An 11,962-nucleotide genomic window follows, 5' to 3' on the forward strand; every position below is an offset into this window, starting at 1 on the left:
GAGCCCCCGGGCAACCTTCTGTGACGAAAAGATACAGCCGCCCCACGGGGCACAACCAAGGCCGCGTCCCGCCGGGGGCAAGGGCACCAAATCGGGTCGGCAGACCCCGAAGTAAATGAGGATTATGACCATGAGCGATATCGCAGACCGCGTGAAGAAAATCGTTGTTGAGCACCTTGGTGTGGAAGAAGACAAGGTAGCCGAGAACGCTTCGTTCATCGACGATCTGGGCGCAGACAGCCTTGACACGGTCGAGCTGGTCATGGCCTTCGAAGAAGAATTCGGCATCGAAATCCCCGATGACGCAGCCGAAACCATCCAGACATTCGGCGACGCGGTGAAGTTCATCAACGAAGCGTCCTAAGCCGCTACCTTATCCTTTTCGGATGAGAACAAGGCCCCTGCCATAACGGCAGGGGCCTTTTGCGTTGGGCGGCGCGAACAGACCCTATCATGCCGATTTGAAAACACCGTCACAGGCAAGGGAGGTGCACAGTGGCAACGGGTCCGGCCGTGCCGGGCGCGTCATATGCAACGAAAGGTCCAACTGTCATGATCATCTACCCGACCCTTGAACTGATGAATGGCAAATGCGTGTCGCTGACGCGTGGCCGACTGGATGCGCCGGTGATCTGGCATGTGGACCCCGTCGAAACCGCCCGCAGTTTCGCGGCAGCGGGGGCCGATTGGATGCATATCACCGATATCGACGCGCTGCGTGGCGAGGGCGACAATGACGCCTTGATCGAAGAGATCATCCGCGCGGTGGGTATCCCGGTGCAATTGGGCGGCGGTTTCCGCTCGCGCGAGAGGGTGGCCCAATGGATTGATCGCGGCGCCGGGCGTATCGTGATCGGAACGATGGCGGCACATGATCCCGACCTTCTGCGGGAACTGGCGAAATTCCACCCTGATCAGATTGTTCTGGCCGTCGACATCCACGACGGGTCGGTGGTGACAGAAGGCTGGAAAATCCGCAGCGCGTTCCAGCCCGACAGCTTTGTTCAGGCGTTTGATGATGCGCCATTGGCCGGAATCATCGTCACCGATGTCGATGCCGATATCGAAGACAGTGATGGCAGCCTTGGTGTTATCAGCAGCCTTGCTGCGCAAACCCGTCACCCGGTGATTGCTCGGGGCACCGTGCGCAGCGCGGATGATGTGGCGCGTCTGAAATACGTGCCCAATATCGCGGGCACATTGATCGGGCGAGCCTTGTTATCAAAGGATGTCGATCTGGCCGATGCGGTTGCTTTTGCACAAGCCGAGACGGAACCCACGGCAGAATTTCAGTAAGCCCCGCGCGAAATCGTCGGCGAAAGAGTGTCGAAGGCGGCTGCCACATGCAGGGCCGCTCTTGCCCCCCATGGTCAAGGCGGGTTATGAGCAGCCGGGAAGCGATAAGGAAAGGGCAGCAGCATGCGTCGAGTGGTTGTTACCGGGCTGGGATTGGTCACACCGTTGGCCGCTGGCGTCGAGGAAACGTGGTCACGTCTTCTGAAGGGCCAGTCCGGAGCGGGGACGATCACCCGTTTTGATCCCGAGAACGTGATCACGAAATACGCCTGCGAAGTGCCTTTGGGCGATGGCAGCGACGGCACATTCAACGCAGATGACCACATGCTGCCCAAAGAGCGCCGCAAGGTAGATGATTTCATCCTTTTCGGCGTCGCCGCTGCGGATATGGCCGTCAAAGATGCGGGCTGGACCCCGGAGGACGAGGAAAGCCGCCTGCGCACAGGGGTGATGCTTGGCTCTGGCATTGGTGGCCTGCGGTCGATCGAGGAAACCACCTTGCTGATCCGCGACAAGGGCGCGCGCCGGGTGTCGCCATTCTTTATTCCCGGCGCGCTGATCAACCTGATCAGCGGGCAGGTCAGCATTCGCTACGGTTTCAAGGGGCCGAACCATTCGGTTGTCACCGCCTGCTCCACCGGGGCGCATGCCATCGGCGATGCGGCGCGCCTGATTCAGTTCGGCGATGCCGACGTGATGGTCGCCGGCGGTGCCGAGGCGGCGATTTGCGAAATCGGGATCGCGGGCTTTAACGCCTGCAAGGCGCTCAGCACCAAGCGCGCAGATGACCCCAAGGCGGCCAGCCGTCCGTATGACGCGGACCGTGACGGGTTTGTCATGGGTGAAGGCGCGGGCGTTGTCGTGTTGGAGGACTACGAGCACGCCAAGGCGCGCGGGGCCAAGATCTATGCCGAGGTGCTGGGGTATGGCCTGTCGGGGGATGCATACCACATCACCGCGCCGTCAGAGGATGGCGATGGTGGATACCGGGCGATGAGCATGGCGCTGAAACACGCGGGTATTACGCCCGATCAGGTGGATTACATCAACGCGCATGGCACCAGCACCATGGCAGATACCATCGAATTGCAAGCCGTCGAGCGTTTGATGGGCGATGCCGCGTCAAAGGCCACGATGAGTTCGACCAAATCGTCGGTCGGGCACCTGTTGGGCGCGGCTGGCGCGATCGAAGCGATCTTTTCGATCCTTGCCCTGCGCGATCAGGTAGCACCGCCCACGATCAATCTGGACAACCCGGCCGTGGACACGCCGCTTGATCTGGCCCCCAATGCCAAGCGCGAGCGCAAGATCGACGTGGCGATTTCCAACAGCTTCGGCTTTGGTGGCACAAACGCCTGCCTTTGCATCGGGAAACCGCGCTGATGTGGCGACATATCGCGTCGAACTTCTTGACGTTTCTTGTGGTGATCGTGTTCCTGATCGGGGGCGTGATCCTTTGGGGGCAATCCGAGTATAACGCGACCGGCCCACTGGACGAACCGATCTGCCTGCAGGTCGAGCGTGGTAGCAACATGCGTCTCATCTCGCGCCGGTTGGCGGATGAAGGTGCGATTACGAATGATACGATCTTTCGTGTGGGGGCAGAATATAGCGACCGGGTTTCGTTGTTGAAGGCCGGTAGCTGGCTGATCCCCGAGGGTGCCAGCATGTCGCAAATCACCGACCTGATTACGAAGGGCGGGGCCAGCACATGCGGCACTGAAATCGTGTATCGCGTCGGCGTTAACAGCACAGGCATCCAAGTGCGCGAACTGGACCCGACCACCAGCCGCTATGTCGAAAAAGCGGCCTTTGGCCCCGGTGATGACAACGTGCCGGATCTGTTTCAGGACGTGCGCGAAAAGGCCGATACGCGCTATCGGATTGCCGTGGCGGAAGGCGTGACAAGCTGGCAGGTGGTCAATGCGCTGACGGCGGTTGATGTGCTGACAGGCGAGGTGCAGGACATCCCCGCCGAAGGCAGCCTTGCGCCGGACAGCTATGAAGTGCGCGATGGTGACAGCCGGGCCAGTGTGATCGCGCGTATGCGCGACGCGCAAGATGTGATTCTTGCCGCGGCGTGGGAGTCGCGGCAAGAAGGTCTTCCGCTGGATAGCCCAGAGGAGGCGCTTATTCTGGCCTCGATCATCGAGAAAGAGACAGGCATTGCCGCCGAACGGCGGCAAGTGGCCAGCGTGTTCGTCAACCGCCTGAATCAGGGGATGCGCCTGCAAACCGACCCAACGGTGATTTATGGCATCACCCAAGGTGAGGGCGTATTGGGCCGCGGCCTGCGCCAAAGCGAATTGCGCGCAGAAACGCCTTGGAACACGTATGTCATTGCTGGTCTGCCCCCGACACCTATCGCCAATCCGGGCCGGGCCAGCATCGAAGCGGCCGTCAATCCCGATAACACCGATTATATCTTTTTCGTCGCGGATGGGACCGGCGGGCATGCCTTTGCCACAACGCTGCAAGAGCATAACCGGAACGTCGCCCGCTGGCGCGAGATCGAGGCAGAGCGCGCAGCCGAGTGAGGCATCGTAGTGTCAGCCCTGCGGTCAAGGCGTATAAATCTTTGGGTTTATACCATCTGATTAGTCCCGTTGGGGCGATCAATCAAATGGTCTAAGCTATTGAAAAAATTGACTTACTTTGAATTTCATGTCTTATTTGACCCGTGGGGTTTATCGGATGCCTTGGTGTCCGTTTATTGGTGGGAAGGAAGGCTTACGAGTACGCCGTAACTAAACCAAATCAATAGCGGCCTATTACCTATAGATTTTTGAATTTTTGCTTTCCCATGACAGGCGCTGTCGAGCTTTCGGGCCGCTGTCCATTTTGGACCGCAGATGGGGGACGTTAAATTGAAACTGATTGATTCACATCCGTCGTGCGTAGCGTTGGCACAAAATCGGCCCATTGGGGCCAAGCGTAAAACTGTTGTTGTCACCGGGGGGGCCGGATTTCTGGGCTCTTACCTTTGTACTTTGCTGGTTGACGCCGGCCATATAGTCATCTGTGTTGACGATCTTTCTACCGGCCGGATGTCCAACATCGCGCCTTTGCAGGGCCGGGTAAATTTTACCTTCATGCAGCATGACGTGGTCAATCCGCTGGACGTATCCGGCCCGGTCGACGAGATTTTTAATCTTGCTTGCCCGGCGTCACCGCCCAAGTATCAGATTGACCCAATACATACGTTCAAAACAAGCGTTTTTGGCGCGATCAATATGCTGGATCTGGCGTTGGCACAGGGGGCCAGAATTTTGCAGGCCTCCACCTCGGAGGTGTATGGAGATCCGGAAATCTCGCCACAGCCCGAAAGCTACACCGGGTCGGTCAACACGGTTGGGCCGCGGTCATGCTATGATGAAGGCAAACGCGCGGCGGAAACCTTGTTTCATGACTACCACGCACGCCACGGTGTCGAAGTCCGTATCGCGCGTATTTTCAACACATATGGCCCCAACATGAGCCCCGATGACGGGCGCGTTGTGTCGAATTTCATCATGCAGGCCCTGCTGGGAGAGGATCTGACGGTTTACGGGGACGGGATGCAGACCCGGTCTTTTTGTTACCGTGACGATCAGATTGCGGGGTTGATGGCCCTGATGGCCGCGCCTCTGGGCACAGTCATGCCGATCAACATCGGCAATCCCGAAGAATTCACCATGTTGGAACTGGCCCACAAAGTGCTGAACCTGACAGGATCAGAGGCGCGATTGGTGTTCCGCGATCTGCCTGTGGATGATCCGCGTCAGCGTCGCCCAGATATCAGTTTTGCCAAGCGGTATCTGGAGTGGCAGCCGGTCGTTTCGCTGGATGAGGGGCTTGCCCGAACGACCGCGTATTTCCAAAACGAATTGCTGGATATGAAGGCACCGGTTCTGGTCGGGGCGGAGTGATGAAACCGGGTGTTCTGGTGACAGGAGGGGCCGGGTTTATCGGCGCGCATGCATGCAAATGGCTGGCCGAGGCCGGGGTGCGACCGATTGTTTTGGATAATCTGTCGACGGGTCATGCCGATGCGGTGAAATGGGGCCCTTTGGTGCGCGCTGATGTGCGGGATCGCGACGCCGTGGCAAAGGCCCTGCGCGATCACCGCGTGCAAACGGTCATGCATTTCGCCGCCTCTGCCTATGTCGGGCAATCCATGCAAGATCCGGCGCTCTATTACGACAACAACGTCGCCGGGATGATTGGGCTTTTGGCCGCGTGTCGCGATACCGGGGTGAGGCAGGTTGTCCTGTCCAGCAGTTGTGCCACTTACGGCACCCCTGACCATCTGCCGATCACCGAGAACACGCCGCAGCGCCCGATCAACCCCTATGGTTGGACCAAACTGATTTGCGAACAGATGCTGGCCGATCATGCGCGGGCCTATGGTGTGTCTTACGTGGCTTTGCGGTATTTCAACGCGGCTGGTGCCGATCCGGACGGTATGCTGCGCGAACGCCACGACCCCGAAACGCATCTGATCCCGCTGGCTTTGATGGCGGCGGCAGGACAGATCGAGCGTTTGGACGTGATGGGCGGCGATTACGACACGCCCGATGGCACCTGCATTCGCGATTATATCCATGTGGCCGATCTGGCTGCCGCGCATGTGGCGGCGTGGCGTCATGTGCAGGCGTCCGGGCCGGGCGCGGCGTTGTCGGTCAATCTGGGGACGGGGCAGGGCGCTTCGGTTCTTGAGGTGATCGAAACGGTGCAAAAGGTGACAGGCCGCCGGGTGCCTTACGTGATGCGCGACAGGCGGCCCGGTGATCCGGCCATTTTGCTGGCAGATGCGTCAAAGGCGCAGCAATCGTTGGGTTTTGCGCCAAAATGGCCCAATCTTGCGGCGATGGTTCGCGATGCGGCGCCAGGCTTTGGACTTGAGGTGCGCGATGCGAAACATTTACAGCGCACCTGATATGGCCGCCCATCCGGGACGGATCCCGCCCAAGGCAGACAGCCCCAGAATTCTGGCACCTTTGATGGAGGGGCCGCAGAGGGTTAAATATATGTGTCTTGTGCTTTTGTGGGCTGTTTTGGCTGCGTGGTTCTGGCGGTGGTGGCTACAGCCCGAGCATATCATCGGCATGGGGCGCTATATTCTGGTAACGCTTTGCATTTTCTGGCTTTTCTTTCTTCAGGCCTATTTTATCGTGCTGTTTTTGAACGGTCGGAAGGTGGTGGCATCCTTCGATGATCTGGGGCAGCCGCGCATTGCGATGGTGGTCACAAAAACCCCGTCCGAGCCGTTTGCGATGGTGAAAACCACGCTTGAGGCGATGCTGGCGCAAGATGTGCCGCATGATACATGGCTGGCCGATGAAGACCCGCAGCCAGACACAATCGACTGGTGCCGCACGCATGGCGTGCGAATTTCCAGCCGAAAGGGCCGGGATGCGTATCATCGGACGGAATGGCCCCGCCGAACCCGGTGCAAAGAGGGCAATCTGGCGTTTTTCTATGACAACTGGGGCTATGACGATTATGATTTCGTGTCACAGCTCGATGCCGATCACGTGCCGCAGCCCAGTTACCTGCGCGAACTGATGAAGCCCTTTGCCGATCCGTCGATTGGCTATGTATCTGCCCCGTCGATTTGCAATGCCAACGCGGTTCAAAGTTGGGCGGCGCGCGCCCGTCTGTATATCGAGGCGATGTTTCACGGCGCGTTGCAGGCGGGGTATAGTGGCGGATGGGCCCCGATGTGCATCGGCTCGCATTACGCCGTGCGCACCCGTGCCTTGCGGCAGATTGGCGGTCTTGGCCCAGAACTGGCCGAGGACCATTCGACCTCGCTGATCATGAACGCCAATGGCTGGCGCGGAGTTCATGCGATGAACGCCATAGCGCATGGGGCTGGGCCGGGCACCTTGGCGGATATGGCCACGCAGGAATTTCAATGGTCGCGCAGCTTGGTGACGTTGTTGTTGCAATACACACCGCGGTATCTGGCGGGGCTGCCCGCGCATTTGAAGTTTCAGTTTGTGTTTTCGCAGATGTGGTATCCAATCGCGGCGCTGTTCCTGCTGGCGATCTATACGATGCCGGTTGTGGCGCTGACATTCGATGTGCGCTACGCCGATGTCACCTATCCGGGTTTTATCGGCCATGCGGTGCCAGCCACTTTGGCCTTGATCCTGTTGGTATGGGTGGCGCGGCGTGACGGCTTTTTCAGGCCGCATGATGCCAAAATCCTGAGTTGGGAAAAAATCCTGTTTGCGGCGGCGCAGTGGCCATGGATGTTCTGGGGGTGCGCTGTTGCGGTCTGGGACCGGTTGACAGGCCGGTTTGTGGATTTTCGGATAACGCCCAAGGGCGATGCGGTGGAGGCGCGGCTGCCGCTGCGGTTTTTGGTGCCTTATGCGGCGATTGCGCTGTTTTGCATGTGGCCGATATTAACCGTGGATAATGTCACGAACGCCGCCGGGTTCTATATTCTGTCCCTGTTGAACGCCGCTTTGAACGTCGCCTTGGTGGTGGTCATTGTTTGGCATCACCTGAAAAACGCCGGGATCGGGGCTTTGACCCAGCCTTTGGTTTTGGGGGCGCAGATTGCGTTATGTTTTGGCTTGGTCGGATTGGGGATGATGGCGCTTTGGATGCGGGGGCCAGAGTCGCTTTATGCGCTTATGCTGGGCCTTGATGCCATGCATGTGGTGGAAACCCAGCACATCGTGTCCGGGGCCGGGCGCGCGCCGCCCGGTGAAGTGAAATACGTTTTCAAACTGGGTTGGGATTAGAAAACATTACGGCACAAGCTGTTGTGGGGAAAGGAGTTCGAAATGCGACATTTAACAAAAGCCATGTTTGCAAAGGCGCTGAGTGGGACATTCTTGGCCGGGTTCTTGGCCGGCAGCGCGGGTGCAGCACCGCCCGGTGAAACGCCGTTCGGGGTCTATGATCCCGAGGGGCAGTTTTCGGATGACAGTGACGTGCAGATCGAACATTTGTTCCTGCCGTGGGAGGATGTGTTCCTACCCAGTCTTGTTGATGCTGATGTATATGCTTTGGCGCGCGCACGCGCCTTGTTGGTCACAATCGAGCCATGGACATGGACGCGCAGCGAACGCAACACGCCTCAGAGACTTCAACAGGGGTTACAATCGGGCGAGTATGATCAATACATGCGGGCGATCTGCTCGGTCCTTGGCACGCTCAATAGTCCTGTGACGGTGCGGTGGGCGCAGGAAATGGATGATAATACCACCCAGTTTACTTGGGCCAAATGGGAGCCGGGCACCTATATCGACGCGTATAGGCGGATGGTGGATATCTGTCGCGCCGAAGCCCCGCAAGTAAACTACATGTGGTCGCCGCTTGGCTTTGAAAACATGGATGAATATTATCCCGGAGACGATTATGCGGATCTCGTCGGGCTGTCGGTATTCGGCTTTCAGGCTTGGGAAGAAGAGATTTTGGGCAAATCACAGAGCTTTGTCGACATTCTGGAGCCGCGCTATGAGCGGGCCAAGCAGTTTGGCAAACCAATCGTTGTGGCCGAAACCGGGTTTTCGGGCGATCAGGCCTATGTCGAGGCGTGGCATAACAGCATTCGCCAGACCTATGAACAATTCCCGGATTTGGTGGGCGTCGTCTACTTTAATCAGGTCGAAGTCTATCCTTGGCCAGATGGGTTTGGGCTACCGGATTGGCGTGTGGATAACCGCGTTACAGGTGCCGACGAATAAAACGGCGCAACCTCAAGCGCGGGATCGCAGGGCTGCATTCGGACGGGGCAGCTGCAAAGCCTGCCCCGTCTTTTTAAGTAATCCAAACGATTAGGCGGCGGCACTTTAAGGGTGCACGCCAAAAATTAAGGCTTTAACACCATATTTTCGCCAAGGTCATGCGCGAGAGTCAGCCATACAAGGGCTGTTCTGGCCCGGTCGATTGACTTTAGCTGCGTAAAACCGCCACTATTGGCGCGTGGCAGGAAGGCTGTCGGACGGGGCATGACATGTCTTGTCTGAAACTCGATAAAACCGGAACAGACGATAACCGGCATCGGGGCGGCTGCGAAACAAAACTGGAGTAGAGCAGTGAAACTCAATATAATCAAGCGCTTGGCGCATATCGCGCCAGCTATCTCTATAGGTGCGGTCGCTGTTGCGGCGTCGCCGGTTGAAGCGGCTGGTGGCACCAAATCAGTAACGCCTTTGCACAAAAGCTATATGTGGGTCACGCCAATCAGCAAGGCAGAGCGTCAGGCAAGGCTGAGCCATGCACAGAAACGCCAAATTGCGCGCAATCAAAGCGCAAAGGGAAGCGGTTCGTGGATTTGTTCGCCCAGTGGATTTGGCAAGCGCGCGTCGTGTTTCACCCGCCGCTAAGGCGGGGATTGCGCCAGTAAGTTCTTTGTTTGAAAGCAAAATTATGCTACCATCTTGAGCGTTGGTAGAAGGTTTGACTGTGCGTTCTGGCCTCCCTTTTTATGGGGGTTCAGGAGCACGCTTTTTAAAATCGCGTATTTTGTGGGGGACAAAACATGACATTTTCCAAAGTGTTCGTTTGTGGTGTAGGTCTGGCTGCATTGGCAGCCTGTGTGCCGATGGATCCGATTGAAATTGATCGGGAAAGTCTGCCGACAGCACCTGAATTTTTGCCGTGCCATCAAGTCGATGATCAGCTTGCCTATGCGGACGAAGCCGTGCGCCGGATCAGCTATTCGACCAATCCCAAAGAGGCAGCATATTGGGAAAAGCGGCAGGAACGTCTGGTCGCACGGGCCTATGAGTGTAAACGCTGACCAAAGATAACGCCTGATCGGGGCGTTTCGGACCCATCCTACAAAATGGACGCGGGTTTTGTCTAAAAGCCCGCGTCGTAAACGTGCGCGCGTCGATCAGGCGCGCTGAATGGTTTGTCGTGATCATGGCCCCGGTGAAACCGCAGGGCCTGATACCGCCCGACCGCACCCCCCCTTTAATCAATCTTAACGCCCGATGACGCATCTTTCCGGCCTGCCAGCTGGAGGGGTGGCATGTGTGCTGTTCCCTCACTCGGACGTGACCGGGCACGCAACGCATGAGGCATGAGCACGAATGGTTTTGATCACCCCCGACGAGGGGCCCACGGGCCTGACCACCTCGATCGACTCGCTGGAACGGCAACTGTCGGACATGCGCGAGGATATCGAGATCATCTACCAAAAGATCCGTGCAGGGGATTTCGATGAATTGAAAAACGCGGCCAAGGCGACGGCGGAAATCCGACAGTGGCTGAAGATCGCGATAGAAGCGGAGGCGCAACTTGAAAAACGCAGAAAGCAGGAAAAAGGCATCGTCAACGACTATGCCCTCGACCTTGGAGAAGCACGGGCTTCGATCTGCTACCGGTTGGATCGTCTCAGAAGGGCCCGATGTTCAGGATGCGTTCCTCGATAGTCTTGAGGAAGGCGAGCTGATGGCGCTGCCCTATCTGTTCGAGTTTTGGGCCCTTGAGCATCAATTGCCGCCTGATGGGGCGTGGACCAACTGGATCATCATGGGGGGGCGTGGCGCGGGGAAAACCCGCGCCGGTGCCGAATGGGTGCGCGCCCAAGTGGAAGGCGACAAGCCGCTGGATGCCGGGCGCTGCCGCCGTTTGGCCCTGGTGGGTGAAACCATCGATCAGGTGCGCGAGGTGATGATTTTCGGCGAAAGCGGGATCATGGCCTGTTCGCCGCCCGACAGGCGCCCTGACTGGCAGGCCAGCCGAAAGCGGCTGATCTGGCCCAATGGCGCGGTGGCACAGGTGTTTTCGGCGCATGAACCCGAGGGCTTGCGTGGCCCGCAATTCGACGGGGCGTGGGTGGATGAACTGGCCAAGTGGAAAAAGGCCCGCGAGACGTGGGATATGTTGCAATTCGGGTTGCGGCTGGGCGAGCATCCGCAGGTGTGCATCACCACGACGCCGCGCAACGTGGGTGTGCTAAAGGATCTGGTGCGTCAGGACAGCACGGTTGTCACCAACGCCCCGACCGAGGCCAACAGCGCCTTTCTGGCACAGTCTTTCCTTGAAGAAGTGCGCGCGCGCTATGCAGGCACGCGGTTGGGCCGTCAGGAACTGGACGGCGTGTTGCTGGAGGATGCCGAGGGCGCGTTGTGGAATTCGGCCATGCTTGAGGATGCAAGGCGCGAGGCCCCGCCCGATCTGGACCGGATCGTGGTGGCCGTGGACCCGGCGGTGAGTGGCAAAGACGGATCGGACGAATGCGGGATCATTGTGGCGGGGGCCTGCACGCAAGGCCCAGTTCAGGAGTGGCGGGCTTGGGTTTTGGCCGATTGCAGCGTGGCCGCGGCCAGCCCGGTGGGCTGGGCCACTGCCGCGATCCGCGCGATGGAGCAATTTGGGGCCGAGCGTCTGGTGGCCGAGGTCAACCAAGGCGGCGATCTGGTGGCGCAGGTGATCCGGCAGGTGGACCCCATGGTGCCGGTCAAGGCCGTGCATGCCAGCCGCGGCAAGGTGGCCCGCGCCGAGCCTGTCGCGGCGTTGTATGAGCAGGGCCGGGTGCATCATCTGCGCGGCCTTGGCCGTCTGGAGGACCAGATGTGCGCCATGACCGCGCAGGGCTATGAGGGCAAGGGCAGCCCCGACCGGGTGGATGCGCTGGTGTGGGCGCTGCACGAGTTGATGATCGCGCCAGCGGCGAAATGGCGGCGGCCTCAGGTGCGCGCGGTCTGATTTA

At 58.8% G+C, this 11,962-nt stretch carries 12 protein-coding genes; 11 read left to right on the forward strand and 1 reads right to left on the reverse strand.

Annotation, left to right across the window (positions count from 1 at the left end):
* Positions 1-130: 130 nt before the first annotated feature.
* The 4 genes from HAT86_RS03035 (at position 131) to mltG (ending at position 3,833) form a co-directional block, all read left to right on the forward strand.
* Positions 131-364, forward strand: a complete 234-nt coding sequence (locus HAT86_RS03035) for an acyl carrier protein (protein WP_167193266.1) — start codon at positions 131-133, stop codon at positions 362-364.
* 188 nt (positions 365-552) lie between these two features.
* Entirely contained in the window at positions 553-1,296 is a 744-nt protein-coding gene (locus HAT86_RS03040; RefSeq protein WP_167193268.1) for a 1-(5-phosphoribosyl)-5-[(5-phosphoribosylamino)methylideneamino] imidazole-4-carboxamide isomerase, read from the forward strand.
* A gap of 123 nt (positions 1,297-1,419) precedes the next feature.
* Positions 1,420-2,679 carry a beta-ketoacyl-ACP synthase II gene (gene fabF, locus HAT86_RS03045; protein ID WP_167193270.1) on the forward strand — a complete coding sequence of 420 codons (1,260 nt, stop codon included), beginning with the start codon at positions 1,420-1,422 and terminating at the stop codon, positions 2,677-2,679.
* Positions 2,679-3,833 (forward strand): endolytic transglycosylase MltG, encoded by a 1,155-nt coding sequence (gene mltG / locus HAT86_RS03050; protein ID WP_167193272.1) that lies wholly within the window; start codon positions 2,679-2,681, stop codon positions 3,831-3,833. Before fabF ends, mltG begins: the two co-directional genes overlap by 1 nt.
* A 345-nt stretch (positions 3,834-4,178) precedes the next feature.
* Here the strand turns inward: mltG and HAT86_RS17060 are convergent, their stop codons facing one another.
* The gene (locus tag HAT86_RS17060; protein WP_331272493.1) at positions 4,179-4,397 is read right to left on the reverse strand and encodes a hypothetical protein; all 219 of its coding nucleotides are present in this window, start codon (positions 4,395-4,397) and stop codon (positions 4,179-4,181) included.
* Here HAT86_RS17060 and HAT86_RS03055 point away from each other — a divergent pair.
* The 7 genes from HAT86_RS03055 to HAT86_RS03085 all read left to right on the forward strand — a co-directional run bounded on the left by HAT86_RS03055 (position 4,290) and on the right by HAT86_RS03085 (position 11,958).
* Positions 4,290-5,204, forward strand: coding sequence for a UDP-glucuronic acid decarboxylase family protein (locus tag HAT86_RS03055; RefSeq protein ID WP_331272492.1), 915 nt, complete (start codon positions 4,290-4,292; stop codon positions 5,202-5,204). The genes HAT86_RS17060 and HAT86_RS03055 overlap by 108 nt on opposite strands.
* Positions 5,204-6,214 carry a UDP-glucose 4-epimerase GalE gene (gene galE, locus HAT86_RS03060; protein ID WP_167193276.1) on the forward strand — a complete coding sequence of 337 codons (1,011 nt, stop codon included), beginning with the start codon at positions 5,204-5,206 and terminating at the stop codon, positions 6,212-6,214. Before HAT86_RS03055 ends, galE begins: the two co-directional genes overlap by 1 nt.
* The gene (locus HAT86_RS03065; protein WP_231125796.1) at positions 6,189-8,036 is read left to right on the forward strand and encodes a glycosyltransferase family 2 protein; all 1,848 of its coding nucleotides are present in this window, start codon (positions 6,189-6,191) and stop codon (positions 8,034-8,036) included. The genes galE and HAT86_RS03065 overlap by 26 nt, the downstream gene beginning before the upstream one ends.
* A gap of 42 nt (positions 8,037-8,078) precedes the next feature.
* Complete coding sequence (locus HAT86_RS03070; protein ID WP_167193278.1) at positions 8,079-8,984, forward strand: glycoside hydrolase family 26 protein; 906 nt, start codon at positions 8,079-8,081, stop codon at positions 8,982-8,984.
* 797 nt (positions 8,985-9,781) lie between these two features.
* Positions 9,782-10,042, forward strand: a complete 261-nt coding sequence (locus HAT86_RS03075; RefSeq protein WP_167193280.1) for a hypothetical protein — start codon at positions 9,782-9,784, stop codon at positions 10,040-10,042.
* Positions 10,043-10,337: 295 nt separating this feature from the next.
* The gene (locus tag HAT86_RS03080; RefSeq protein WP_167193282.1) at positions 10,338-10,679 is read left to right on the forward strand and encodes a hypothetical protein; all 342 of its coding nucleotides are present in this window, start codon (positions 10,338-10,340) and stop codon (positions 10,677-10,679) included.
* Positions 10,588-11,958 (forward strand): terminase large subunit domain-containing protein, encoded by a 1,371-nt coding sequence (locus HAT86_RS03085; protein WP_167193284.1) that lies wholly within the window; start codon positions 10,588-10,590, stop codon positions 11,956-11,958. The genes HAT86_RS03080 and HAT86_RS03085 overlap by 92 nt, the downstream gene beginning before the upstream one ends.
* Positions 11,959-11,962 lie beyond the last annotated feature (4 nt).

The sequence above is a fragment of the Roseovarius gahaiensis genome, assembly GCF_011601345.1.
Lineage (GTDB): Bacteria > Pseudomonadota > Alphaproteobacteria > Rhodobacterales > Rhodobacteraceae > Roseovarius > Roseovarius gahaiensis.